At 62.9% G+C, this 23,617-nt stretch carries 22 protein-coding genes; 16 read left to right on the top strand and 6 right to left on the bottom strand.

Going from position 1 to position 23,617, the window contains the following annotated elements:
* Positions 1 to 161: 161 nt before the first annotated feature.
* The 6 genes from ACQZ2L_RS07500 (at position 162) to ACQZ2L_RS07475 (ending at position 6,488) form a co-directional block, all read left to right on the top strand.
* Positions 162 to 1,310 (top strand): FAD-dependent monooxygenase, encoded by a 1,149-nt coding sequence (locus tag ACQZ2L_RS07500; RefSeq protein ID WP_430325459.1) that lies wholly within the window; start codon positions 162 to 164, stop codon positions 1,308 to 1,310.
* On the top strand, positions 1,307 to 2,113 hold the full coding sequence (gene nicD, locus ACQZ2L_RS07495) for an N-formylmaleamate deformylase (RefSeq protein WP_430325458.1): 807 nt from the start codon (positions 1,307 to 1,309) through the stop codon (positions 2,111 to 2,113). The genes ACQZ2L_RS07500 and nicD overlap by 4 nt, the downstream gene beginning before the upstream one ends.
* A gap of 13 nt (positions 2,114 to 2,126) precedes the next feature.
* Positions 2,127 to 2,879 carry a maleate cis-trans isomerase family protein gene (locus ACQZ2L_RS07490; RefSeq protein ID WP_430325457.1) on the top strand — a complete coding sequence of 251 codons (753 nt, stop codon included), beginning with the start codon at positions 2,127 to 2,129 and terminating at the stop codon, positions 2,877 to 2,879.
* A gap of 14 nt (positions 2,880 to 2,893) precedes the next feature.
* Positions 2,894 to 3,535, top strand: coding sequence for an N-carbamoylsarcosine amidohydrolase (locus ACQZ2L_RS07485; RefSeq protein WP_430325456.1), 642 nt, complete (start codon positions 2,894 to 2,896; stop codon positions 3,533 to 3,535).
* Positions 3,536 to 3,743: 208 nt separating this feature from the next.
* Positions 3,744 to 5,057: an MFS transporter gene (locus ACQZ2L_RS07480; RefSeq protein ID WP_430325455.1), complete on the top strand. Its 1,314-nt coding sequence runs from the start codon at positions 3,744 to 3,746 to the stop codon at positions 5,055 to 5,057.
* Between the two features lie 135 nt (positions 5,058 to 5,192).
* Positions 5,193 to 6,488, top strand: coding sequence for an OprD family porin (locus tag ACQZ2L_RS07475; RefSeq protein WP_430325454.1), 1,296 nt, complete (start codon positions 5,193 to 5,195; stop codon positions 6,486 to 6,488).
* A 57-nt stretch (positions 6,489 to 6,545) separates the two neighbouring features.
* Here ACQZ2L_RS07475 and ACQZ2L_RS07470 read toward each other — a convergent pair whose 3' ends face one another.
* Positions 6,546 to 6,860 (bottom strand): DUF2834 domain-containing protein, encoded by a 315-nt coding sequence (locus ACQZ2L_RS07470; protein WP_430325453.1) that lies wholly within the window; start codon positions 6,858 to 6,860, stop codon positions 6,546 to 6,548.
* A 108-nt stretch (positions 6,861 to 6,968) separates the two neighbouring features.
* Between ACQZ2L_RS07470 and ACQZ2L_RS07465 the strand changes: the two genes are divergently transcribed.
* Positions 6,969 to 7,781: a helix-turn-helix domain-containing protein gene (locus ACQZ2L_RS07465; protein ID WP_430325452.1), complete on the top strand. Its 813-nt coding sequence runs from the start codon at positions 6,969 to 6,971 to the stop codon at positions 7,779 to 7,781.
* A gap of 6 nt (positions 7,782 to 7,787) precedes the next feature.
* Here ACQZ2L_RS07465 and ACQZ2L_RS07460 read toward each other — a convergent pair whose 3' ends face one another.
* Entirely contained in the window at positions 7,788 to 8,726 is a 939-nt protein-coding gene (locus ACQZ2L_RS07460; RefSeq protein WP_430325451.1) for a LysR family transcriptional regulator, read from the bottom strand.
* 156 nt (positions 8,727 to 8,882) lie between these two features.
* Between ACQZ2L_RS07460 and ACQZ2L_RS07455 the strand changes: the two genes are divergently transcribed.
* Genes ACQZ2L_RS07455 through ACQZ2L_RS07445 form a run of 3 tightly spaced genes read left to right on the top strand, consistent with a single transcriptional unit; the run spans position 8,883 to position 13,025 of the window.
* Positions 8,883 to 10,025, top strand: coding sequence for an iron-containing alcohol dehydrogenase (locus ACQZ2L_RS07455; RefSeq protein WP_430325450.1), 1,143 nt, complete (start codon positions 8,883 to 8,885; stop codon positions 10,023 to 10,025).
* 46 nt (positions 10,026 to 10,071) lie between these two features.
* A complete protein-coding gene (locus ACQZ2L_RS07450; protein WP_430325449.1) occupies positions 10,072 to 11,415 on the top strand; it encodes an MFS transporter in 1,344 nt (447 codons plus the stop codon).
* A gap of 20 nt (positions 11,416 to 11,435) precedes the next feature.
* Positions 11,436 to 13,025 (top strand): aldehyde dehydrogenase (NADP(+)), encoded by a 1,590-nt coding sequence (locus ACQZ2L_RS07445; protein ID WP_430325448.1) that lies wholly within the window; start codon positions 11,436 to 11,438, stop codon positions 13,023 to 13,025.
* Positions 13,026 to 13,080: 55 nt separating this feature from the next.
* Here ACQZ2L_RS07445 and ACQZ2L_RS07440 read toward each other — a convergent pair whose 3' ends face one another.
* On the bottom strand, positions 13,081 to 13,563 hold the full coding sequence (locus ACQZ2L_RS07440) for an Lrp/AsnC family transcriptional regulator (RefSeq protein WP_430325447.1): 483 nt from the start codon (positions 13,561 to 13,563) through the stop codon (positions 13,081 to 13,083).
* A 161-nt stretch (positions 13,564 to 13,724) separates the two neighbouring features.
* Between ACQZ2L_RS07440 and ACQZ2L_RS07435 the strand changes: the two genes are divergently transcribed.
* Positions 13,725 to 14,765, top strand: coding sequence for a zinc-dependent alcohol dehydrogenase family protein (locus ACQZ2L_RS07435; RefSeq protein ID WP_430325446.1), 1,041 nt, complete (start codon positions 13,725 to 13,727; stop codon positions 14,763 to 14,765).
* Between the two features lie 18 nt (positions 14,766 to 14,783).
* On the opposite strand, the gene ACQZ2L_RS07430 is transcribed toward ACQZ2L_RS07435, so the two are convergent.
* Positions 14,784 to 16,241 (bottom strand): efflux transporter outer membrane subunit, encoded by a 1,458-nt coding sequence (locus ACQZ2L_RS07430; protein ID WP_430325445.1) that lies wholly within the window; start codon positions 16,239 to 16,241, stop codon positions 14,784 to 14,786.
* 90 nt (positions 16,242 to 16,331) lie between these two features.
* Here ACQZ2L_RS07430 and ACQZ2L_RS07425 point away from each other — a divergent pair, with 90 nt between their 5' ends.
* From ACQZ2L_RS07425 to ACQZ2L_RS07405, 5 genes are all read left to right on the top strand, one after another.
* A complete protein-coding gene (locus tag ACQZ2L_RS07425; RefSeq protein ID WP_430325444.1) occupies positions 16,332 to 16,946 on the top strand; it encodes a TetR/AcrR family transcriptional regulator in 615 nt (204 codons plus the stop codon).
* A 79-nt stretch (positions 16,947 to 17,025) separates the two neighbouring features.
* Positions 17,026 to 18,126, top strand: coding sequence for an efflux RND transporter periplasmic adaptor subunit (locus ACQZ2L_RS07420; RefSeq protein ID WP_430325443.1), 1,101 nt, complete (start codon positions 17,026 to 17,028; stop codon positions 18,124 to 18,126).
* Complete coding sequence (locus tag ACQZ2L_RS07415; RefSeq protein ID WP_430325442.1) at positions 18,123 to 21,203, top strand: efflux RND transporter permease subunit; 3,081 nt, start codon at positions 18,123 to 18,125, stop codon at positions 21,201 to 21,203. The genes ACQZ2L_RS07420 and ACQZ2L_RS07415 overlap by 4 nt, the downstream gene beginning before the upstream one ends.
* 221 nt (positions 21,204 to 21,424) lie before the next feature.
* Positions 21,425 to 21,823, top strand: coding sequence for a GFA family protein (locus ACQZ2L_RS07410; RefSeq protein ID WP_430325441.1), 399 nt, complete (start codon positions 21,425 to 21,427; stop codon positions 21,821 to 21,823).
* Positions 21,820 to 22,272, top strand: coding sequence for an N-acetyltransferase family protein (locus ACQZ2L_RS07405; RefSeq protein ID WP_430325440.1), 453 nt, complete (start codon positions 21,820 to 21,822; stop codon positions 22,270 to 22,272). The genes ACQZ2L_RS07410 and ACQZ2L_RS07405 overlap by 4 nt, the downstream gene beginning before the upstream one ends.
* Positions 22,273 to 22,312: 40 nt before the next feature.
* Here the strand turns inward: ACQZ2L_RS07405 and ACQZ2L_RS07400 are convergent, their stop codons facing one another.
* Positions 22,313 to 22,825, bottom strand: coding sequence for an AAA family ATPase (locus tag ACQZ2L_RS07400; protein ID WP_430325439.1), 513 nt, complete (start codon positions 22,823 to 22,825; stop codon positions 22,313 to 22,315).
* Positions 22,826 to 22,891: 66 nt separating this feature from the next.
* Positions 22,892 to 23,458, bottom strand: a complete 567-nt coding sequence (locus tag ACQZ2L_RS07395) for a nucleotidyltransferase family protein (RefSeq protein ID WP_430325438.1) — start codon at positions 23,456 to 23,458, stop codon at positions 22,892 to 22,894.
* Between the last annotated feature and the right edge of the window lie 159 nt (positions 23,459 to 23,617).

Genomic DNA, 23,617 nt, shown 5'->3' with positions numbered 1-23,617 from the left:
TCCAACAAATACGTTACCAAAAGCTAAATAAAGCGCGATCACGAACCCGCCATAAAATATTTCAAGAAACCTATTCCATTTGAAATTTTAAAGCGTATACACTCGAATACGTCGAGCGGCGCAGTCGCTGACCACACAACAGAACAAGAGGAGAGATACCCATGCGCGGTAGGCAGAAAATCGCAATCGTCGGTGCAGGTCTGGGTGGCGCAGCCGCCGCCACATTGCTGCAACAGGCAGGCTTCGACGTCGAGGTGTACGAGCAGGCACCGCAATTCACCCGCCTTGGTGCAGGTATTCATATCGGCCCCAACGTGATGAAAATCTTCCGCCGCATGGGCCTTGAGCAGAAGCTCGAGCTGATGGGTTGTCACCCGGACTTCTGGTTCAGCCGCGACGGCAACACTGGCGACTACCTGTCGCGCATCCCGCTCGGCGAGTTCGCCCGCCGCGAATACGGCGCCGCTTACATCACCATTCACCGTGGCGACCTGCACGCCCTGCAGATGGATGCGATCAAGCCCGGCACCGTGCACTTCGGCAAACGCCTGGAAAAAATCGTCGATCAGGGTGACGAAGTGCGCCTGGACTTCGCCGACGGCAGCCATACCGTGGCCGACATCGTCATCGGCGCCGACGGCATCCACTCCAAGATCCGCGAAGAGCTGCTGGGCGCCGAAGCGCCGATCTACAGCGGCTGGGTTGCCCATCGAGCACTGATCCGCGGTGAGCATCTGGCGCAGCATGCCGACGTCTTCGAAGACTGCATCAAGTGGTGGACCGAAGACCGCCACATGATGGTCTACTACACCACCGGCAAGCGTGACGAGTACTACTTCGTCACCGGCGTGCCGCACGAGGCCTGGGACTTCCAGGGTGCCTACGTCGACAGTAGCCAGGAAGAAATGCGCGCCGCATTCGACGGCTACCACCCCACCGTACAAAAGCTGATAGGCGCGACCGAATCGATCACCAAGTGGCCGCTGCGCAACCGCAATCCGCTGCCGCTGTGGAGCCGTGGCCGGCTGGTGATGCTTGGCGATGCCTGCCACCCGATGAAACCGCACATGGCCCAGGGCGCCTGCATGGCCATCGAAGATGCGGCCATGCTCACCCGCTGTCTGCAGGAAACCGGGCTGAGCGACCACCACACCGCCTTCGCCCTGTACGAGGCCAACCGCAAGGAACGTGCTTCGCGGGTACAAGCGGTGTCCAACGCCAACACCTTCCTCTACACCCAGGAAGATCCCGCCTGGGTCTACGGCTATGACCTCTACGCCCAGACGCTGAAAAGTGGGGAGGCGGCATGAGCACCTTCATCGCCGGCGGCAATGTCAGCGCCAACGGCATTCGCCAGCACTACCTGCGCTACGGCGGCAATGGCCCGACGCTGCTGCTGATACCGGGCATCACCAGCCCGGCGATCACCTGGGGCTTCGTTGCCGAGCGTCTGGGCCAGCACTTCGATACCTACGTACTGGATGTGCGCGGCCGCGGCCTGTCCTCGAGCGGACCGGATCTGGACTACGGCAGCGAGGCCTGCGCGGCAGACATCCCGGCATTCGCCCAGGCCTTGGGCCTGAGCAGCTACCACCTTATTGGTCATTCGATGGGCGCGCGTTTTGCCCTGCGCGCCGCGGCACGCGGTGCTCCGGGCTTGCAGCGGCTGGTGTTGATCGACCCGCCGGTGTCCGGGCCGGGTCGGCGCGAGTACCCAAGCAAGTTGCCCTGGTATGTCGACTCCATCCGCCAGGCCCAAACCGGCATGAGCGGCGATGACATGCGCACCTTCTGCCCGACCTGGAGCGACGAACAGCTGGCCCTGCGTGCCGAGTGGCTGCACACCTGCCACGAGCCGGCGATCGTGCGGGCGTTCAACGACTTCCATGACGTTGACATGCACCAGGACCTGGCCAATGTCACCCAGCCGACGCTGCTGATGGTGGCCGGTCGCGGTGGCGTCATCCAGCCTCAGGACATCGCCGAGATTCGAGAACTCAAGCCTGATATCGAGGTGGTTCAAGTCGACAACGCCGGTCACATGATCCCTTGGGATGATCTGCCAGGCTTCTTCGCCGCCTTTGGCACCTTCCTCGACCATCCCCTTAGCTGACGGAGCCTCCACGATGACCAAGCTCTACCGTATCGGCCAGATCGTGCCGAGTTCGAACACCACCATGGAAACCGAAATCCCGGCGATGCTGCTGGCCCGTCAGACGATCCGCCCGGAGCGCTTCACCTTCCACTCCAGCCGCATGCGCATGAAGCAGGTAAAAAAGGAAGAACTGGCGGCCATGGACGGAGAGTCCGATCGCTGCGCACTGGAGCTGTCCGACGCCAGGGTAGACGTGCTCGGCTATGCCTGCCTGGTGGCGATCATGGCCATGGGCCTGGGCTATCACCGCGTCTCCGAGAAGCGCCTGCAACAGGCCACCGCCGACAACGAGGCGCTGGCGCCAGTGATCACCAGCGCCGGCGCACTGGTGGATGCGCTGCATGTGATGAAGGCCAAACGCATTGCGATCGTTGCCCCGTACATGAAGCCGCTGACCGAACTGGTGGTCAACTACATCCGCGAAGAAGGCTTCGAGGTGCAGGACTGGCGCGCACTGGAGATCCCCGACAACCTCGCCGTGGCCCGCCACGACCCGGCCAACCTGCCAGGCATCGTTGCCGGCATGAACCTGGAAGGCGTCGATGTAGTGGTGCTGTCGGCCTGCGTGCAGATGCAGTCGCTGCCAGCGGTGGCCAAGGTCGAGGCGCTGACCGGCAAGCCGGTGGTCACCGCAGCCATCGCCACCACTTACGCAATGCTCAAGGCACTCGACCTGGAGCCGGTTGTACCCGGCGCTGGCGCCCTGTTGTCTGGCGCTTACTGAACCGGGAGGCAATCATGAGCGATATACAGAGCGCCAGCGGCAACTACCAAGGCGTCTGGGGGCAGAGGATTGGCTTCGGCCGCAAGGCGGCCCTGTTGATGATCGACTTCATGCAGGGCTACACCACCCCCGGCGCGCCGCTGTATGCGCCCGGCGTAGTCAGCGCCGTCGAGCAGGCCGCAGGCCTGCTGGCACTGGCCCGGGAGTGCGGTACGTTAGTGGTCCACACCAACATCCGCTACCAGACCCCGCATTTTGCCGATGGCGGCGTGTGGGTGCTCAAGGCGCCGGTGATGAAAGACATGGTCGAAGGCAACCCGCTCGCCGAATTTTGTGCAGCGGTGCTGCCACGCGCGGAGGAGACAGTGATCAGCAAGCAGTACGCCAGTGCGTTTTTCGGCACCAGCCTGGCCTCACTACTGCATGCACAAGGGGTGGACACGGTGGTGCTGGCCGGCTGCTCCACCAGCGGCTGCATCCGCGCCAGCGCGGTGGATGCACTGCAGCATGGGTTCAGAACCATCGTGGTGCGCGAGTGCGTCGGTGACCGGCACAACGACCCGCACGAAGCCAACCTGTTCGACATCGACAGCAAGTACGGCGATGTGATCAGCCGTCAGCACGCCATCGAGCAGTTGCAACGCCTGGCCAGTTAATACCAGGCGCGATCTACCCATAACAATCAAGGAACGGTGCGGGAAGCCCGTTCCATGACCACCTGCTGTCCAGGGGTCGCCCCGCAGGAGCAGACAAGGGCCTTGTGACGCCGTCCACGCTTGCCGCGTATAGTGCGCTGCGCGCCTGGAGCGTCGAAAACTGCTGGCTTGAAAAACAACCACAAAGTCGCCCGCCAGGAGACAGGAAATGCCAATTGCGAACGCAACCACGGTCCATGCTGATACCGATCATGGCACCCAAGCACTGTACCGCCGAATCACCTGGAGGCTCATCCCCTTCCTGTGTTTCTGCTACCTCGCTGCATATCTGGACCGCATCAACGTCGGCTTCGCCAAGCTGCAGATGCTTGAAGACCTGCAATTCAGCACCGCGGCCTACGGCCTGGGTGCAGGCTTGTTCTTTGTCGGCTATATCATCTTCGAAGTACCCAGCAACCTGATCCTGCAGCGTGTCGGCGCCAAACTGTGGATCGCCCGCATCATGATCACCTGGGGCCTGCTCTCGGCCTGCACGATGTTCGTCACCAGCACCACCCAGTTCTACGTCCTGCGCTTTCTGCTCGGCGCCGCTGAAGCGGGCTTTTTGCCGGGAGTACTGTTCTACCTGACCATGTGGTACCCGACCTACCGGCGTGGGCGGATCATCGCCCTGTTCATGATCGGTCTGCCCCTGTCGAGCGTGATCGGCGGGCCGATCTCCGGCTGGATCATGGGCAACTTCGACCAGGTGCAGGGCCTGCATGGCTGGCAGTGGCTGTTCCTGCTTGAAGCCATCCCCAGTGTGCTGCTGGGCATCCTGACGTTCTGGGCATTGCCTAACAATTTCCAGCAAGCCAAGTGGCTGTCGGCCGAAGACAAGGCGCAGCTGGCGGCAGATCTGGCGGCAGATGATGCCGAGGGCAAAGGCAGCAAGCACAGCTTTCGCGACGGGTTCTTCAACCTGAAGGTATGGATGCTCGGCGGTATCGACTTCTCGATCCTGCTCAGCGCTTATGCCATGGGCTTCTGGATGCCGACCTTCATCCGCGACGCAGGCGTCAGCGACACCTTCCACATTGGCTTGCTGACGGCGATCCCGAGCCTGGCGGCGCTGGTCGGCATGCTCATGATCGGCGCCAGCTCGGACCGTCACCGCGAGCGCCGCTGGCACATCATCGTGCCGTTCATCGTCGGTGCCATTGCCATGGCCAGCAGCACCCTGTTCAGCGACAACCTGGTGATGACCGTGTTTCTCTTCGCGGTCGCTTCAGCGGCGATCATCGGCGCCGTGCCGGTGTTCTTCAGTTTGCCGGCGACCTTCCTCAAAGGCACGGCTGCGGCCACCGGCTTCGCCCTCGCCTGCTCGCTGGCGAACATTGCCGGGCTGGTCAGCAACTCGCTGATGGGCGTGGTCACCGACCTCACCGGCAACTCGCATGCTGCGCTCTGGGCCTTTGCCGTGTGCCTGCTGTTCAGCTGCTTCCTGGTGATTGCCCTGCCGGCCAAGCTGGTAAACCGCTGATGGCTGCACGCCTGGCGTGACTGCAGCGCGAGCAGGCACCGAGCCCGCTCGCCGCCCCCTTTGAACGCAAACCGACGTGGGTAGGCCAAGGCCACCGCGGCGGCTTGCTGTTGCCCGAATTCAGGAGTAACTCCCATGCACGGCCCGATGCCCCAGCGCTTTGCCAGCACCACCGCACGCCTCACTGGCGGCTGCCTCGCCGCCGCCCTTTGTGCAGAAGCCAGCGCCGAAGAAGCAGGTTTCATCGAAGGCGCCCGCGCCACCCTGCAGGCACGTAATTACCTTTTCAGCCGTGACTACGCCGACATCAAAGGCCCCAGCACGCAATCGCGAACCCAGGAATGGGCCCAGGGCTTTATCCTCAATGCCAGCTCGGGTTATACCCAGGGCAGCGTCGGCGTTGGCCTCGACTTCACCGGCCTGCTTGGCTTCAAGCTCGACAGCAGCGCCGCACATGCGCGCTCGGGCCTGTTACCCAGCCTCGACAGCGGCGAGTCGGCTGACCAGTACAGCCGCATGGGCGCCGCGATTAAATTCAAGCTGTCCCAGACCGAGCTCAAGATCGGCGAGTTGATGCCCAACCTGCCCGTCTTGCTGTTCAGTGATCTGCGCCTGTTGCCGCCGACCTATCAAGGCGCCATGCTCGAGTCGCGCGAAATTGCCGGGCTGACCCTTAGCGCAGGGCAGTTTCGCTCGACCAGCCTGCGCGATTCGTCCAACAGCCAGGACATGTATGCCCTGGTCAACGACCCGATCAATCCGGCACGCCTGGCACGCTTTACCAGCGACCGCTTCAACTACGTCGGCGCCGACTATGCTTTCAACGACAACCGCACCAGCGTCGGCGTCTGGCAGGCACAGTTGGAAGACATCTACCAACAGCGCTTTTACAGCCTCAAGCACGCCGAACCGCTTGGTGCCTGGACGCTCGGCGTGAACGCCGGCTATTTCGACGCCCGTGAAGACGGCCGCAAGATCGCCGGCAACTACGACAACCACGCACTGTTCAGCCTGTTCTCGGCCAAGACCGGCGGGCACACCTTCTATGTCGGCTATCAGCAGATTGGCGGCGATGACGGCTTCATCCAGGTCGGCGCCAACACCAACCCGATGGGCAACACCCTGCCGACCTACGAGTTTTCCGCACCTGGTGAGCGTTCATGGCAGGTGCGCCATGACTACAACTTCGTCGCCCTCGGGCTGCCGGGGCTGACCTCAACGCTGCGCTACGTCAAAGGCCGCGATGTGGAGACAGGTCTTGGCTTCGAGGGCCGTGACCGCGAACGCGACCTGGACCTTGCCTATGTGGTGCAGAGTGGACCACTGGCGGGGCTGGGAGTACGGGTACGCAACGTCATGGCGCGCTCGAACTACCGCACCGATATTGACGAGAATCGTTTGATTCTGAGCTACACGGTCAAGCTGTTTTGATGAAACGCCATTGCTGCACAGCGGGCCAATTGGCCAGCGGGTGCAGCAATGGCGCCTTCATATTTGCCGCGCCCGAGCTACACCTCGAATGGCCAGATAGAGCAGCGGGCCCAACGACACGAAAACAGCGGTCAGCAGCAGGTAAGGCAATAGCGCAAGCCATGATCCACCACGCGAGCGGTTATCGCTGATCATCCAGCAGCAGCCAAGGCCCGCCATCATGTAGAGGTCAATAACGACCTGGGCCGTATCCGGTCGAGCCATCAGCTCAAGACCAAACGCCACGAGCGACTGCTCGGCATTCATCAGCGTCCAGCCGGTATACGCCGCAAACGGCACCAGCAAGATCAAGGCAAGCAAACGCAGGTTCATCAGCCACTCCTTGGTAGGGTTCGCCGGCAGAGTAGTGATAGTGTTGCGCGCTCTCAATGACCTGACAGGTCATCGACACAGGGCACCAAGGACGGTCAGAGTCGAGCCATGAACCACCCAATCTTCCATCACCCGCAACCGCCAGCAGGCATCTCGGCCGGCCAGCAGGTGCGTCAGTTGCGCCAGCAGGCGCGCCTCAGCCAGCTCGAGCTGGCGCTGCTGGCCGGCGTTTCCCAGCGCCATTTGAGCTGTGTCGAAACCGGCCGTGCCAAGGCCAGTCCGAGCACCCTGCATGCCCTGCTCTCGGCCCTCGCCACACCGCTGGAGCAGTGCAACCAGGTGTTCGTCGCCGCCGGCTACGCCCCGCGCTACGCCACCTCGCCGCTGGATGCGCCGGGGCTGCAGATGGTCCACGAAGCTATCGAGCATATTCTGCACGCGAACAACCCGGCGCCGGCCATCGTCATCGCCAGCAACTGGGATGTCACCGCGGCCAATGCCAGTGCCGGCTTGCTGTTTGCCATGGCCGGCATCGCGCCTGAGGCGACTGCGCGGCTGAATTTGCTCGACACCCTGCTGCGCCCCGGCGGCTTGGGTGATCGCCTGGCCAATGCCGATGAGATTCGCGCCGTCGCCTGGCAGCGTGCATCGCGGGAGGCCGTGACCAATTCCGAGCTCGCGCAGTTGATACGCGAGCTGCCGGCGCCCGCTGCTCAACTGCACGCGCCCGCAGCCACGCCGGTGTTGCTGACGCGGGTGAATACAGCGGAGGGTGAGCTGAGGTTTCTGTCGACCTTCACCACCTTCGGCATGCCGCTGGACATCACCGTTGAGTCGCTACGGATCGAGCATCTGATTCCGGCCGATGCGCCGACCCGGCAGCGGATGACGGCGGCGTGTGAGCACTGGCTCGCTAATTAACGCGTCTTAACGCGTCGAGCTGCCAGCAGCGCTGAGCAGCAAACCGCGAAGCTGCTGCATGGCGGGCGTTTCCTGACTGGCCTGGCGTGTCACCAGCTCATACGGGTCGCTCACCGATTGGATCGCCAGCGGCAGAATGCAGATGCGGTGATGCTGCAGACACTGTTGGGCCACATCGATAGACACCAGCGCGACGAACTCAGGCTGGTTCTGCAACAGCGACAACGTCGCCAGAATCGACGTGGTTTCTACCAGGTGCAGCGGGAAGCGCAGGCCGGCATCGTGGAATTCACGTTCAAGCTGTACGCGCATGGGCATGTTCGCCCGGTAGACAATCCAGCGGTTCTCGGCCAGTTGCTCAAGGCTCAAGGTCGCGGCGTTCTTGAGCGGATGATCGACGCTGGCGATCACTGCAAGTGTCTCGTGCTGGACGAACTCACTGGCGAACAAATGCGGTGAGCTGCTGACAGAGGTTCGGCACACGGCCATGTCCAGGCGGCCACTTTCAATCTGGCTAAGCAGAAACTGGCTGGTGCCCTCGACGATCTCGAAGGACATTTCCGGCTGGATCGCCGTGAGCTCGGACACTGCCTTCATCAGCAGCGGCACCGCGCCCATGATCGCGCCCACCGCAAGCCTGCCGCCGACCCCACGCAAAATCGCATCGAGGTCATGCCGCAGATTGGACAGGTCGGTCTGGATCACCCGAGCGGATCTGATCGCGCAGTGGCCCGCAGCGGTCGGCTCCAGGCCGCGGTTGGTGCGTTTGAACAGCAGCGTGCCAAACGTCGTTTCGATCTCCTGCAACGCCTTGCTCGCACCGGGTTGAGTAAGCCCAACGCTGTCGGCCGCGCCGAGCAACGAGCGGTGCGCATCCAGCTCGATCAACAGGCGCAGATGCCTGGCGTGCAGCCGGGACATGATCGAGTTCAGCGATGGCGTCATTGGCTATGAGTCCTGGTTATAGCTGTATGGATTGTTCTCAGTACCACAGCCGTCTGCGGATTTCTATACTGGCCCCGCACGATGACGCACCCAGTGCGCCAGGACGGCCCTGAGATTGGCCAAAAACAACAACGCCAAAAGGCTCCAGGAGAGCGCATGTCCCTGATCAACTACATCACTCAAATCCAGTTCGAGGTCGGCGCGATTGCGCTGCTGCCCGCCGAATGCCAACGCATTGGTATAACCCGACCTTTGATCGTGACCGACCGCGGCGTACGCGCCGCCGGGCTGGTCGACCGGGCGCTTGACGCCTTCGAAGGCGCTGACATGGCCTTGCCGATTTACGACGCCACGCCACCCAACCCAAACGAGAGTGCAGTCCGCGAAGCGGTCGCCATGTTCCACGAATGTAACTGCGACGGCATCATCGCCATCGGTGGCGGCTCGGCCATCGACCTGGCCAAAGGCGTGGCCGTCTGCGCCCGCCATGAGGGCCCACTGAAGCGCTTTGCGGTGATCGAGGGCGGCCTTGCCCACATCACCGCCGCCACTGCGCCAGTGATTGCGGTACCGACCACTGCGGGCACGGGCAGCGAAGTTGGTCGCGGCGCCATCCTGATCCTCGATGACGGTCGCAAGGTCGGCGTGATCTCCCCGCATGTAGTGCCCAAATCGGCCATCTGCGACCCTGCGCTGACCGTAGGTTTGCCCGCCGCAATGACCGCTGCTACCGGCATGGACGCAATTGCGCACTGCCTCGAGACGTTCATGGCACCTGCGTTCAACCCGCCGGCTGACGGCATTGCCCTGGACGGGCTATGGCGCGCCTGGCGCTTCATCACCGCCGCCACCGCCGACCCGCAAAACCTCGAAGCGCGCACCAACATGATGAGCGCTTCACTGCAGGGCGCCCTGGCATTCCAGAAAGGCCTGGGCTGTGTGCATAGCCTGAGCCACGCGCTGGGCGGCATCAATCCACGCCTGCACCACGGCACGCTCAACGCGATCTTCTTGCCGGCGGTGATTGCCTTCAATCGCCAGGCGGCAACGATGACCGCTGAACAGAAGACGCAGCGCATTGCCCAGGCCATGGGCCTGGCCGACGACAGCCAGATCGAAACGGCCCTGCGTGACATGACCCGTGCCCTGGGCCTGCCGACAGGCCTGCGTGAACTGGGCGTCAGCGAAGCGATGTTCCCAGGCATCATCCAGGGTGCCCTGGCCGACCATAGCCACCGCACCAATCCGCGTGAAGCCAGTGCCGAGGACTACCGCTGGATACTCGAGGCGTCCATGTAAGCCCAAGCCAACTGCTAATTCCCAATAACAATAAAAGTGAACAGCCATGACCAGTAAATATGCGCAAGCCGAGCTTGACCGCACCGCGGATACGGTGGCCAGCCGAAACCCGTTCAAGAAATACCAGTTCATCACTGTCAGCCTGCTGCTGGTGATCGGCATCATCAACTATGTCGACCGCAGCGCCCTGTCGATTGCCAACACCTCGATCCAGCGCGACATGGCTATCACGCCTTCGCAGATGGGCATTCTGCTGTCGGCGTTTTCCCTCGCCTATGCCTTCTCGCAACTGCCACTGGGGGTGATCATCGATCGCCTGGGCAGCAAACTCTCGCTCGGCGCCGCCCTGTTGGGCTGGTCGGTGGCGCAGACCGCCTCGGGCCTGATCAACAGCTTCTCGGCCTTCATCGGCTTGCGCATCGCGCTGGGGATCGGCGAAGCGCCGATGTTCCCCTCGGCGGCCAAGGCTCTGGCGGAATGGTTCGAGGCAGAGAAACGCGGGACGCCCACCGGCATCGTGCTGTCCTCGACCTGTATTGGCCCTTGCATCGCCCCGCCGCTGCTGACCCTGCTGATGATCAACTGGGGCTGGCGTGGGATGTTCATCGCCACCGGTGTGTTCGGCATCGTCATCGCGCTGTGCTGGTTCGCCTTCTACAAGAGCAAGGAGCGTTACCTGGCCGAATTGCCTGCCGAAGAACGCGAGCGCCTGCTGGCGTCGCAAACTCAGCAGCAGGTCAACGTGGCGCCAAAGCCAAGTTTGAAATCCCAGCTCAGCGCCTGGGCTGAACTGTTCCGCCACAAAAGCACCTGGGGCGCAGTGCTGGGCTTCATGGGCGTGATCTACATGCTCTGGTTGCACCTGACCTGGCTGCCCGGCTACTTCGAGCGCGAGCACGGTCTGGGCCTGTACCAGACCGCCTGGGTGGTGTCGTTGGCTTACGTGTTCGGCGCCTTGGGCACCATCGTCGCCGGCCGGCTCTGCGATCGCCTGGTGAAAAAAGGCGGCACGGTGCTGGGCAGTCGCAAACGGGTGGTGGTCAGTGCGTTGCTGGCAGCAGCGGCGTTCACCGTCCCCCTGGCCTTTGGCAGCGGCATTGTGCTCAGCCTGGCCCTGCTCTGCTGCGCCTTGTTCAGCATCAACATGGCCAGCTCCACCGCCTGGATGATCGCCAACACCATCGTCGACAGCCGCCAGGTCGCGTCTTTCGGCTCCATTCAGAACTTTGGCGGCTACCTGGCAGGTTCAGTGGCGCCGATCGTTACCGGCTTCAGCATTCAGCAATCGGGCTCGTTCGCCTCGGCATTCCTCATCAGCGCCGTCGTCGCAGCGGTTGCTGCCATGGCTTACCTGTTGCTGTTGAAGCAGCCGATTTCTTCTGACAAATAACAGGCTTACGGAGTACACCAATGCCACTTACCGGCGAACAAATAATCGGTCATCAACTGCTTCGTGGCCAAGGCCGTGAACTGCTGGCGATCAACCCCGCGACTCAAGAGGCTATCCCCGCCCCTGTGTTCAACTGCGCTAGCGCCGCCTTGGTCAATCAGGCGTGCGAGCTTGCTGACCAGGCCTTTGACAGTTTGCGTTCGACCAGCCCGGAACGGCGCGCGCAGCTTCTCGAAGCGATTGCCGACGGTATGGTCGGCCTGGGCGCAACGCTGCTCGAGCGCGCCCACAGCGAGACCGGGCTACCCCTGGCCCGCCTGGAAGGTGAGCGCGGGCGTACCGTGGGCCAACTGCGCCTGTTTGCCTCGGTGCTGCGCCAAGGCCGCTGGCAGCAGGCGACCTTCGACTCTGCCCTGCCCGACCGAGCGCCACTGCCGCGCCCGGATCTGCGCATGTGCAAGGTGGCGCTAGGGCCGGTGGTGGTGTTCGGCGCCAGCAACTTCCCGCTGGCGTTCTCGGTCGCAGGCGGTGACACGGCCTCGGCATTGGCCGCAGGCTGCCCGGTAATCGTCAAGGCGCACCGGGCGCACCTGGGCACCAGTGAGCTGGTCGGGCGCGTGATCCAACAGGCTGTACAGCAGCTGGAACTGCCCGAAGGCACCTTCTCGCTGGTGGTCGGTGACGGCAATGACGTTGGCCAACAACTGGTCGCTCACCCGGCCATCAAGGCCGTTGGCTTCACCGGCTCGCGCAGCGGTGGCCTGGCCTTGCTGCGGGCAGCCGCGGCGCGTACCGAGCCGATCCCGGTGTATGCCGAAATGAGCAGCGTCAACCCGGTGTTCCTGCTGCCAGGCGCACTGGCAGCGCGAGCCGAGACAATCGCTGCAGGCTTTACCGACGCGCTGGCACTGGGCGCCGGCCAGTTCTGCACCAACCCAGGCATCCTGCTGGCCGTTGCAGGGCCCGAGCTGGAAACGTTCGTTGCCCGTGCCGGTGCCTGCCTGGCTGACAAGGCCAGCCAGACGATGCTCACACCGGGCATCCACGACGCTTACCTGACCGGCCTGCAACGGATCGCTGCGCAGCCCGACACAGCACTGGTTGCCGCTGGCCAGCCGCCTTCTGGCGCGACGCAAGCGCAGGGTCATCTGTACCGCACGACCTTCGCCAATGTCGCGGCCAACCCGCAGCTGCTGGAAGAAGTGTTCGGCCCTGCGGCAATCGTCATCAGTTGCCAGAGCGTGGACCAGATGCTGGCCTTCGCCAGGTCGCTTGAAGGTCAGCTGACCGCAACCCTGCAGTTGACGGAGCAGGACCTTGAGGTTGCGCGCAGCCTGGTGCAGACGCTGGAGAAGAAAGCCGGGCGGGTGCTGGTCAACGGCTTTCCTACCGGCGTCGAAGTCTGCGATGCGATGGTCCACGGCGGCCCCTTCCCGGCCACCTCCGACAGCCGCAGCACGTCGGTCGGCTCGACCGCCATCGAGCGCTTCCTGCGCCCGGTGTGCTATCAGAACCTGCCGGATGCCTTGCTGCCTGATGCGCTCAAGCAAGACAACCCACTGCAGATCTGGCGTCAGCTTGACGGGGTAACCACAGCGCCGCTTGGCTGAATGAGCTTCGCCAGTAACCAGAGCGTACGACGCTCTGGTCACTGGCATCCGCCTGTCAAATACTCACAAGCTCGGTCACCGGCAGTCGATTGGAGGTCTTCAGTTCACGCAGGGAAATATTGGACCTGATACTGGCAACACCCGGCAGGGTTCTCAGCACTTTTTCAACAAAACGGCTGTAGCTGTCGAGATCTCTGGCCACTACCTGCAACAAAAAGTCTGCCTCCCCGGTAGTGTTGTGACAGCTCAGCACCTGCGGCGCCGATTCGATGATCCGTTCGAATTTTGCAGTCGCTTCCTCACTGTGGTCTGTGCAGGAAATCTGCACGAAAGCCATCACCCCCAGGCCCAGCTTCTTTCTGTTGAGCACCGCCTGGTAGCCTTCGATGATCCCACACTGCTCCAGGCGCTTTTGCTTTCGCCAACAGGAGGCTTCGCTCAAGGACAACTGCTCGGCAAGCTTGACGTTGGACAGCCTGCCGTCGCGTTGCAGTTTGTCTGAAATCGCAATATCTACCTTGTCCAGGCGCTCGAGCATGACAGTACTCTTCAAAAGGAATGGCTTTAAGCGAAGTTAATTTCAGCCAATGCTCAAAGTCAATTGCACTCTGAAAGGCAATTTCAGCTTGATTCTGGATAATTGAACGCACCCCAAGCGTTGAATCAGATTGTGCTGCCTTGCACACGGAGGTCGTTGCCATGAAAGCTGTAGTGTACGAAGCCTTTAACCAGCCACCGCGCCTGATGAGCGTTGCCGACCCAACCCCGGAGCGCCACGGCGTGGTCATCAAGGTCAAGGGCACCGGCGTATGCCGCAGCGACTGGCATGGCTGGAAAGGCCATGATCCCGACATTCAGTTGCCGCACGTGCCAGGGCATGAACTTGCCGGAGTCATTGCCGAGGTCGGCAGCCACGTCAGCCGGTGGCAGGTTGGTGACCGCGTCACTGTGCCGTTTGTGGGCGGCTGCGGTGCCTGCCCTGAATGCAATAGCGGCAATCAGCAGGTCTGCCACAGCCAGTTCCAACCTGGCTTCACCCACTGGGGTTCGTTCGCCGAATACGTGGGCATCTACCAGGCGGATCTGAACCTGGTCGCGCTGCCCGAATCGATGGACTATGCCACCGCTGCAAGCCTTGGCTGTCGCTTCGTCACCTCATTCCGCGCGGTAGTCGATCAAGGCAAGGTCAGCGCTGGCCAGTGGGTCGCCGTACACGGCTGCGGTGGGGTTGGCCTGTCGGCGGTGATGATTGCCAACGCCCTGGGCGCGAATGTGGTGGCAGTCGATATTGCCGATGACAAACTGGCGCTGGCACGCGCGCTAGGCGCCGTTGCCACCATCAACGCCACTCAGGTGGCGGACGTTGCCGAAGCGGTGATGGAGATTACCAAGAGCGGTGCGCATGTATCGCTGGACGCATTGGGCCATCCGACCACCTGCTTCAACTCGATCAATAACCTGCGCCGTCGCGGCAGGCACGTACAGGTAGGCCTGATGCTCGCCGACCACGCCAGCCCGGCCGTGCCGATGGCCAAGGTGATTGCCCACGAACTGGAAATCTGCGGCAGCCATGGCATGCAGGCACACCGCTACGGTGCCATGCTCGAGATGATCAACAGCGGCAAGCTAGCCCCGGAAAAACTGGTGGGCAAAACCATCAGCCTTGAGCAGTCGATTGATGCACTGGTGAACATGGACCGGTTCGAGACGGCAGGCGTGACGGTGGTTACACAGTTTTGAGGCGGTGGTGAGCTTTGCCTACTGAGGCCGCTGCGTAACGGCCTCAGCGGGCGACCAGCCCCCACCCAACGCTCGGTACGCTGCAATTGCCGCACGAGCGGTTTCTGTTTGTGCCACCGCCCTGGCATCCGAAGCACGCAGCAGTTGCTGATCAGCATTGAGCACATTGATCAGGCTGGCGGCGCCCTTTTGATAGGCCGCAAAGGACGACCGACGCGCCTGCTGCAGCGATGACTCGCCAGCCGCAAGCGTAGCGGCTTGCGCCTGGCGGTTGAGCAACACCGACAACGCATTCTCGACATCTGCCGACGCCCTCAGCACCGACTGCCGATAAAAAGCCAACGCCTCGCCCTCACGCCCCCTGGCGCGGTCAATCTCGGCGTTGATCCGGCCAAAATCGAACAGCCGCCAGCGCAGCCCCAGCAACACAGCTGACTGGCTCGCCCCACCGCTGAACAGTTGGCCACCCGAGGTCGTCGCACTGCCAAGCAACGCACCCAGGGAAAACTTCGGGTAATACTCGCTGATCGCGCTACCGATGGAGGCATTGGCAGCCGCCAGTCTGCGCTCGGCGGCGATCAGATCCGGCCGGCGCCGCAACAGATCAGCGGGTGCGCCAATGTCGGTGAGTTGGGGTGCCTGGGGAATCGCCACCCCAGCCGCAAGCGCGGCGCGGTGGGTCCCCGGCGGGCTGCCGAGCGTTACATCAAACGCGTTGAGCGCCGCGTCCAGCGCCGAGCGCAACAGCGGCGCACGGGCCTCGACCTGCGCCAGCTCGCCCTCGGTCTGGCGCAGCTCGGCATCTGCGGCAACGCCCTTGCGGTTGAGCAACTGCACTTTGGCCAGCAGCTCACGCTGGGTCTGCACTTGCTGTTCGACGATCGCCAAACGCGCCTGCAGCCCGCGCACGCTGGTATACAGGTCAGCGGTCTGGGCGGCCACGGCAAGCCGCGTCGCCACTGCCCCGGCTTCAGAAGCCTGGTACTCGGCCAATGCGGCTTGGCGGTCGCGGCGCAGCCCGCCGAACACGTCGATTTCCCAGCCCGCAACCAGGTTGAGCTCATAGCTGTTGCCGTACCGGTCATAGCCAGGCGTTGCATCGAGCACCTGACCCAAGGGTGTCTGGATCGATTGATAGGCACGGGCCGCTTGGCCATCGACTCCGGCAGACGGTGCAAGCGCTGCGTTGGCTGAACCCAACGCGGCCCGGGCCTGAGCAAGCCGCGCCTGAGCCTGGGCCAGGTCGAGGTTCTGCGCCAGCGCCTGGCGGACAAACCCGCTGAGAGCCGGATCAGCAAAGCCTGTCCACCACTGATCGAGGTTGGCTACGGTACCTGCCGATTGTGGCTGCGTCCCCACCCGGCCCTGATAGTGATCGGCAAGCGGCGCCTGCGGCTGTTTATAATCAGGCCCCACCATGCACCCTGCAGACAGGCTGGCGCTCAGGATGAGGGCGATGCTTCGATAAGGCTGCATGATGATTCCCATAGACCGTAACAGGTTGTGACCATATTATAGATTGGTCACTCACTGTCAATCCGGCCCTCAGCAGAGTACGCTTTGAGCATGACGACAAATACCTCCCCAGCGCCCACTCGCGGCCCAGCCGACCATGATGTCCGCGACCAGGTCATCCAGGCGGCCATGCAGCATTTCGCCCACTACGGCTACGAAAAAACCACGGTCTCGGACCTGGCCAAGGCCATTGGTTTTTCCAAGGCATACATCTACAAATTCTTTGACTCCAAGCAGGCCATTGGTGAAGTGATCTGCGCCAACCGGCTGGCGATGATCAGGCAGCTGGTGACCACCGCCATCGCCGACGCGCCCACAGCCGCAGAGAAGATCAGGCGGCTGTTCCGCGCCATCGCTGAGACTGGGAGCGACTTGTTCTTCCACGAACGTAAGCTGTACGACATCGCCGCAGTGGCCTCGCGCGACCAGTGGCCGTCAGTCCAGGCACATGAGGCGCACCTTCGCCAGGTCATTCAGCAGGTCTTGATCGAGGGCCGCGAAGCGGGCGAATTCGAGCGCAAGACCCCGTTGGATGAAACAACCGAAGCGATCTACCTGGTGCTCATGCCCTACGTCAACGCAGCGCAACTGCAATACAACCTGGACTCGGTTGCAACGGCCGTGGTGCAGTTGCCGGCGCTGATTCTGAGGAGCCTGGCGCCTTGAAAATCAAACTGTGACCATTGACAGATTTAGTCACCAGAACAAAAATGGGATTCCTTGATGCCTTTGAGTAATGGATCCCATGCGCCTGCACCCTGCCGCATTTGCCAGTTGCCTGCTGCCTATCGTCCTGGTGGTGTGCGGCGATTCGTCGGCCAGTAACGACCCCCGCGATCAGCCACCGCTGGTCAGAACGGCGCCAGTGGCCAACGCCTCCGCCGCAGCCCGCGCCTTCACCGGCGTAGTGGTCGCCCGCACCCAGAGCGACCTGGGCTTTCGCGTGCCGGGCAAAATCCTTGAACGGCTGGTCGACACCGGGCAAACGGTGCAGCGCGGGCAGCCACTGATGCGCCTGGACCCGGTTGACCTGAAGCTGCAGGCGCGTGCCCAGCAAGAGGCGGTTGCGGCTGCCCGGGCACGGGCCAAGCAGGCCAGCGACGACGAAGCCCGCTATCGCGGGCTGGTGGCGGAAGGCGCGGTGTCCGCCTCGGCCTACGACCAGCTCAAGGCAGCTGCAGACTCCGCCACGGCTCAGCTCAAAGCCGCCCAGGCGCAGGCGGACGTGGCCAGCAATGCCACCGGCTACGCGGTACTGCTGGCCGATGCCGACGGCGTGGTGATGGATACCCTGGCTGAGCCGGGGCAAGTCGTCAGCGCCGGGCAAGCGGTGGTCAGGCTGGCCCGCGCCGGCCAGCGTGAGGCTGTGGTCCACCTGCCGGAAACACTGCGCCCGGCCGCCGGTTCGATCGCGCAGGCAACGTTGTATGGCAAGCAGGCCCAAGCTGTTCCGGCCAGATTACGCCTGCTGTCCGAGGCTGCCGACAGCACCACCCGCACCTTTGAAGCCAGGTATGTGCTGGCTGGGCCTCTGGCAAACGCGCCGCTGGGCGCGACCATTACCCTCGTGCTTGCCCCCCAGATCACCGAAGAGAATGCCCGCCAGGTGCCGATTGGTGCGCTGTACGACCCTGGCAGCGGCAGTGGCGTATGGGTCGTGACCGGGCAACCGGCCAAGGTCGTATGGCGCCCGGTTCAGGTGCTCGGGGTCAGCGACGATGCGGCGCGGGTAGTCGGCGATCTGGCTGCCGGCGAACAGGTCGTCGCCCTCGGCGCGCACCTGCTGCGCAATGATCAGCCGGTGCTGGTCGCACCCGCAGCTAACGTTGCCGGGAGCCAGCCATGAGTGCGTCGCGTTTCAATCTGTCGGCGCTGGCAGTGCGCGAGCGCGGTATCACCCTGTTTCTGATCGTGCTGATCGCCTTCGCCGGCGCGCTGGCGTTCTTCAAACTCGGCCGCGCCGAGGACCCACCCTTCACGGTCAAGCAGATGACTATCGTCAGCGCCTGGCCCGGTGCGACAGCGCAGCAGATGCAGGACCTGGTGGCCGAACCGCTGGAAAAGCGCATGCAGGAGCTGCGCTGGTACGACCGCAGCGAGACCTACACCCGCGCCGGGCTGGCCTTCACCATGGTCTCGCTGCTGGACCGCACGCCGCCCTCCCAGGTGCAGGAGGAGTTCTACCAGGCGCGCAAGAAGCTCGGCGATGAAGCCAAGGCGCTGCCGGCCGGCGTGATCGGGCCGATGATCAACGACGAATTCTCCGACGTGACCTTTGCCCTGTATGCGCTCAAGGCCAAAGGCGAGCCGCAACGCCAGCTGGTGCGCGACGCCGAAGGGCTGCGCCAGCGCCTGCTGCATGTGCCGGGGGTAAAAAAGGTCAATATCATCGGCGAACAGGCCGAGCGGATTTTTGTGTCGTTTTCCCATGATCGCCTGGCGACCCTGGGCGTCACCCCGCAAGCGATCTTCGCCGCGCTCAACGAGCAGAACGCACTGACCCCGGCCGGTTCGGTCGAAACCCATGGCCCGCAGGTGGTGGTGCGGGTCGATGGTGCCTTCGACCAACTGGAAAAGATCCGCCAGACCCCGGTTGCCGCCCTAGGCCGCACCTTGACCCTGGCCGATGTGGCCGACGTCGAGCGCGGCTATCAGGACCCGGCCACCTTCCTCGTGCGCAATGGCGGTGAGCCGGCCCTGCTGCTGGGCGTGGTGATGCGCGAAGGCTGGAACGGCCTGGAGCTGGGCAAGGCGCTGCAAGCGGAAACAGCCAGCATCAACCAGGCCATGCCGCTGGGCATGACGCTGAGCAAGGTCACCGATCAGGCGGTCAATATCAGCGCCTCGGTCGACGAGTTCATGGTCAAGTTCGTGGTCGCCCTGCTGGTGGTGATGCTGGTGTGCTTCATCAGCATGGGCTGGCGGGTGGGCATCGTGGTCGCGGCCGCCGTGCCGCTGACCCTGGCCATGGTCTTTGTGGTGATGGCGGCGACCGGCAAGAGCTTTGACCGGATCACCCTGGGGTCGTTGATTCTGGCGCTGGGCCTGCTGGTCGATGACGCCATCATCGCCATTGAGATGATGGTGGTGAAGATGGAGGAAGGCTACGACCGCTTCCAGGCCTCCGCCTACGCCTGGAGCCACACCGCTGCACCCATGCTGGCCGGCACGCTGGTGACGGCCATCGGCTTCATGCCCAATGGCTTCGCCCAGTCCACCGCCGGTGAATACACCAGCAACATGTTCTGGATCGTTGGTATCGCACTGATTGCCTCGTGGATCGTAGCGGTAGCCTTCACGCCCTACCTTGGGGTCAAACTGCTGCCGGACATCAAGACGGTGCCAGGCGGCCACGCCGCGATCTACAACACCCGCCACTACAACCGCTTTCGCTCGCTGCTGGCGCGGGTGATTGCGCACAAGTGGCTGGTGGCGGGCGCGGTCATCGCGGCCTTCGTGGCCGCGGTCTTGGGCATGGGCTTGGTCAAGAAGCAGTTCTTCCCGACATCTGATCGGCCAGAAGTGCTGGTTGAGTTGCAGCTGCCATACGGCACCTCGATCGAGCAGACCAACGCCGCAGCCATCAAGGTTGAGACGTGGCTGCGCAAGCAAGAGGAGGCCAAGATCGTCACCTCGTATATCGGCCAGGGCCCGCCGCGGTTCTTCCTGGCGATGGCGCCCGAGCTGCCTGACCCTTCGTTTGCCAAGATCGTTGTGCTCACCGACAGCCAGGAAGCGCGCGAGGCGCTCAAGCATCGCCTGCGCCAGGCGGCCGCCGAAGGCCTGGCCCCCGAAGCCCGCGTGCGGGTGACGCAACTGGTGTTCGGCCCTTACTCACCGTTCCCCGTGGCGTACCGGGTAACCGGCCCGGATACCGCGCAACTGGGTGAAATCGCTGCGCGCGTGCAAAGCGTGATGCAGGCCAGCCCGCTGCTGAAGACAGTGAACGCCGACTGGGGCACGCGGGTACCGACGCTGCATTTCTCGCTGGATCAGAACCGCTTGCAGGCGGTTGGCCTGAGCTCTGCAGCGGTCGCCCAGCAGTTGCAGTTCTTGCTCAGCGGTGTGCCGGTCACGGCGGTACGCGAGGACATCCGCCAAGTGCAGGTCGAGGCGCGCGCGGCTGGCGACACCCGGCTGGATCCGGCCAGGATCGAAAACTTCAGCCTGGTTGGCGCCGCCGGGCAGCGCATTCCCCTCGGCCAGGTTGGCGAGGTCAGCGTGCGCATGGAAGACCCGCTGCTGCGCCGGCGTGACCGCAGCCCGACCATCACCGTGCGCGGCGATACCGCCGAAGGCCTGCAGCCGCCGGATGTGTCCGCGCAGATCTGGCAGGCGCTGCAGCCGATCGTCACGACGCTGCCGGCGGGCTACCGGGTCGAGATGGCAGGCTCGATCGAAGAGTCGGCCAAGGCCAGTCAGGCGATCGTGCCATTGCTGCCGATCATGATTGCCCTGACCCTGCTGATCATCATCCTGCAGGTGCGCTCGATCTCGGCGATGGTCATGGTCTTTCTCACCTCGCCGCTGGGCTTGATCGGCGTGGTGCCGGTGCTGTTGCTGTTCCAGCAGCCGTTTGGCATCAACGCGCTGGTCGGGCTGATCGCGCTGTCGGGTATCCTCATGCGCAACACGTTGATCCTGATCGGGCAGATTCATCAGAACCAGAGCACCGGGCTGGATCCGTTCGATGCAGTGGTCGAGGCCACGGTCCAGCGCGCCCGGCCAGTGCTGCTGACGGCACTGGCGGCGATCCTGGCGTTTATCCCGCTGACTCATTCAGTGTTCTGGGGCACGCTGGCGTATACCCTGATCGGCGGCACGCTGGTTGGCACCATCATGACGTTGGTGTTTCTCCCGGCGATGTATTCGATCTGGTTCAGGATTGGGGTGCAGCCACGCAGTGTGGAGGTCAGGGCCTGACGGTGTGAGCCTGGGATTTTGGGGCTGCTTTGCAGCCCTTTCGCGACACAAGGCCGCTCCTACACCGACCGCGCATTACCTGCTGACGCGGTCCCCCTGTAGGAGCGGCCTTGCCGGGGCGCCGGACCGGTCGGAAAGGGCTGCGCAGCGGCCCCATTTCCCCCGACTAGACCCACCCGGCACAACTGGCTACGCTGCCACTTCGCCCCTTGGAGAAGCACATGACCGAAACCCATAGCGGCAGTTGCCTCTGCCGAGCCGTCAGCTACCAGCTACTCACGCCGCCAAAAGCCGTCAGCCACTGTCATTGCGGTCAATGCCGCAAAGGTCACGGCGCAGCATTCGCGTCGTACGCCAGCGTGCCACGCGACGCGCTACGCATCCTCAGTGGCGAGTCGAGCATCAGGGCCTATGCATCATCAGCCACAGTAAAACGTGAGTTCTGCGGCGAGTGCGGATCAAACCTGTTCTGGTCGCGCTCAACGGGTGAGTTCGCTGATTGGGTTTCGATTGCACTAGGCACGCTCGACACACCGTTGCTGCCGGCCAAACAGAAACACGTTCATCTCGAGTCCGCAGTACCTTGGTACACCTCCAACTCAAGCCGGGGCCTAGGATGACTTCTGTGATTCGACCGGCAACCGTGGCGGACGCAGCAGCAATCAGCGCTGTAGTGATTGGCGCATTGCGTGAGTCCAACGCCAAGGACTACTCGGCAGACATCATTGAACAGGTGCAACGCAGTTTTTCACCCGCAGCGGTCGAGCAACTGATTGCCTTGCGTGAGGTGTATGTCTCAACGGTGCATGACCAGTTAGTAGCTACGGCGAGCCTGGATGGGGCCGTTGTGCGCAGTGTATTTGTGAGTCCTGCTTTTCAGCGACGCGGGCTTGGGCAGCAATTGATGCGCAAGCTTGAGGCAGTGGCGCAGGCCAGAGGCCTTGGCGAGTTGAGCGTGCCTTCGTCGATCACTGCTCAGGCATTTTATCGGCGCTTGGGCTTCAGCGAGGTCCGCGACGAATTTCACGGTGCCGAGCGCACGATCATCATGCAAAAGACATTGCGATAGAGGCAGCACCGGCCCAACTTCCCGAGCGCACCGCGAATCCTTAGTCGAAGATGGCCAAAAACGCCTGGGTCTCTTGATCAGAACGCAAGCAAACCACCCGGCAACCCTGCGGTGCATCCACCACCAACTGCTGCATCTTGCGCCGCGCCGACTGTCTGGTTTGCCACATAAAGCGGAAAAATTCTGGCAGATTGCCCAACAACTCCGGGCAATCTGCCGGCAGGTCTGGCCGGGTCTGACCATGATTGAGCAACGTCCTCAGCAACACCCGCCAAAACCGCAGCGGAGTCGATCGGTCAATCCAGATCAACAGGTCGGCGCGCGCCAGCCGATTTTCCCAGGTCGCAGAATGGCCGCCCTCGAAGATCCAGCGATCACCCGCCTCGACCTCAGCGCACAGCCGCGTCTTCTCATCCCGGCTGCGTTCGACCCAGCCCGGCTGCCAGTGAATGGTGTCGATGTGCACAACCGGCAAACCGGTGCGCTCACCAAGCTGCCGCGCCAGGGTGCTTTTGCCCGAACCCGGCTGGCCAACAATCATCACCCGTTGCATCGAAGCTCCTTCTCGCTGTGCGTGCTGAATCGAGGGGGCGCGATTGTAAGGGGGTGACCGGCACTGTCAATGCTGATCAGCCAGTTTCAGCCAAGGCCAACGCTGGCGATAGCTTGCTGCCTTGTCGTTGAACAAACCAGCCAGCGGGTTGAGCGGGTTGAGCCTGAGGACGTTGTGCTGCAAATCATCCAGCCCGTAAGTGCTGTACAGCTCGCCGTTATAAACATCAACGCCGACGCAGGTCGAAGCGATCAGGTAGCGGTCGATGCCGTCGGTGGCCTTGCGAAGCTGCGGGTAGTCAGCACCGAACCTGGTTTTGTACCAAAGGTGGATACGGGCCTGATTGCGCACATCGACGTTGACACCAAGGTGCGCGCAGGCCTCGTGCACACGCTGGATCACGCGATCCTCTGCCTCCCAGGAGAGATCGTCATCGAAGTAAGCAATGTCGTAGTCCTTGATGCCCCATTCGGCATGCTGACCTGCCTGGTGATTCCAGTAGGTCTGGAACAGACAGCCTGCCACCAGCATGCAGTCAGGGATCTGCAACGTTGGCAGCAGCGCCAGCAGTTGCTGGTTGATCGCATTGGTCTGGATGATCGTCAACAGGTGCTGGTTTGTCAGTTGATTCATAATCGCCGTCCATGTTGGCGTAAGTCGATGCGCTCGCTCGATTCTAACGCTCCCAGAGCAAGCTGCGGCAAGCTTGAATACCCGGCATCTGCGGCCGCTCTGTTCAGCCCCTTTCATCGATAACACTGATGATTACTATCGAACCGCACGTCTGCCCGC

Origin of the sequence: Pseudomonas shirazensis (genome assembly GCF_050496565.1) — a bacterium.
GTDB lineage: Bacteria > Pseudomonadota > Gammaproteobacteria > Pseudomonadales > Pseudomonadaceae > Aquipseudomonas > Aquipseudomonas shirazensis_A.
Note: the sequence above shows the minus strand (reverse complement) of the source record. Positions and strands in the feature narration are given on the sequence as shown.

Coding starts and splice junctions, on each gene's coding strand:
- ACQZ2L_RS07500 (WP_430325459.1), top strand. CDS start 162: ATGCGCGGTAGGCAGAAAATCGCAATCGTCGGTGCAGGTCTGGGTGGC.
- nicD (WP_430325458.1), top strand. CDS start 1,307: ATGAGCACCTTCATCGCCGGCGGCAATGTCAGCGCCAACGGCATTCGC.
- ACQZ2L_RS07490 (WP_430325457.1), top strand. CDS start 2,127: ATGACCAAGCTCTACCGTATCGGCCAGATCGTGCCGAGTTCGAACACC.
- ACQZ2L_RS07485 (WP_430325456.1), top strand. CDS start 2,894: ATGAGCGATATACAGAGCGCCAGCGGCAACTACCAAGGCGTCTGGGGG.
- ACQZ2L_RS07480 (WP_430325455.1), top strand. CDS start 3,744: ATGCCAATTGCGAACGCAACCACGGTCCATGCTGATACCGATCATGGC.
- ACQZ2L_RS07475 (WP_430325454.1), top strand. CDS start 5,193: ATGCACGGCCCGATGCCCCAGCGCTTTGCCAGCACCACCGCACGCCTC.
- ACQZ2L_RS07470 (WP_430325453.1), bottom strand. CDS start 6,860: ATGAACCTGCGTTTGCTTGCCTTGATCTTGCTGGTGCCGTTTGCGGCG.
- ACQZ2L_RS07465 (WP_430325452.1), top strand. CDS start 6,969: ATGAACCACCCAATCTTCCATCACCCGCAACCGCCAGCAGGCATCTCG.
- ACQZ2L_RS07460 (WP_430325451.1), bottom strand. CDS start 8,726: ATGACGCCATCGCTGAACTCGATCATGTCCCGGCTGCACGCCAGGCAT.
- ACQZ2L_RS07455 (WP_430325450.1), top strand. CDS start 8,883: ATGTCCCTGATCAACTACATCACTCAAATCCAGTTCGAGGTCGGCGCG.
- ACQZ2L_RS07450 (WP_430325449.1), top strand. CDS start 10,072: ATGACCAGTAAATATGCGCAAGCCGAGCTTGACCGCACCGCGGATACG.
- ACQZ2L_RS07445 (WP_430325448.1), top strand. CDS start 11,436: ATGCCACTTACCGGCGAACAAATAATCGGTCATCAACTGCTTCGTGGC.
- ACQZ2L_RS07440 (WP_430325447.1), bottom strand. CDS start 13,563: ATGCTCGAGCGCCTGGACAAGGTAGATATTGCGATTTCAGACAAACTG.
- ACQZ2L_RS07435 (WP_430325446.1), top strand. CDS start 13,725: ATGAAAGCTGTAGTGTACGAAGCCTTTAACCAGCCACCGCGCCTGATG.
- ACQZ2L_RS07430 (WP_430325445.1), bottom strand. CDS start 16,241: ATGCAGCCTTATCGAAGCATCGCCCTCATCCTGAGCGCCAGCCTGTCT.
- ACQZ2L_RS07425 (WP_430325444.1), top strand. CDS start 16,332: ATGACGACAAATACCTCCCCAGCGCCCACTCGCGGCCCAGCCGACCAT.
- ACQZ2L_RS07420 (WP_430325443.1), top strand. CDS start 17,026: ATGCGCCTGCACCCTGCCGCATTTGCCAGTTGCCTGCTGCCTATCGTC.
- ACQZ2L_RS07415 (WP_430325442.1), top strand. CDS start 18,123: ATGAGTGCGTCGCGTTTCAATCTGTCGGCGCTGGCAGTGCGCGAGCGC.
- ACQZ2L_RS07410 (WP_430325441.1), top strand. CDS start 21,425: ATGACCGAAACCCATAGCGGCAGTTGCCTCTGCCGAGCCGTCAGCTAC.
- ACQZ2L_RS07405 (WP_430325440.1), top strand. CDS start 21,820: ATGACTTCTGTGATTCGACCGGCAACCGTGGCGGACGCAGCAGCAATC.
- ACQZ2L_RS07400 (WP_430325439.1), bottom strand. CDS start 22,825: ATGCAACGGGTGATGATTGTTGGCCAGCCGGGTTCGGGCAAAAGCACC.
- ACQZ2L_RS07395 (WP_430325438.1), bottom strand. CDS start 23,458: ATGAATCAACTGACAAACCAGCACCTGTTGACGATCATCCAGACCAAT.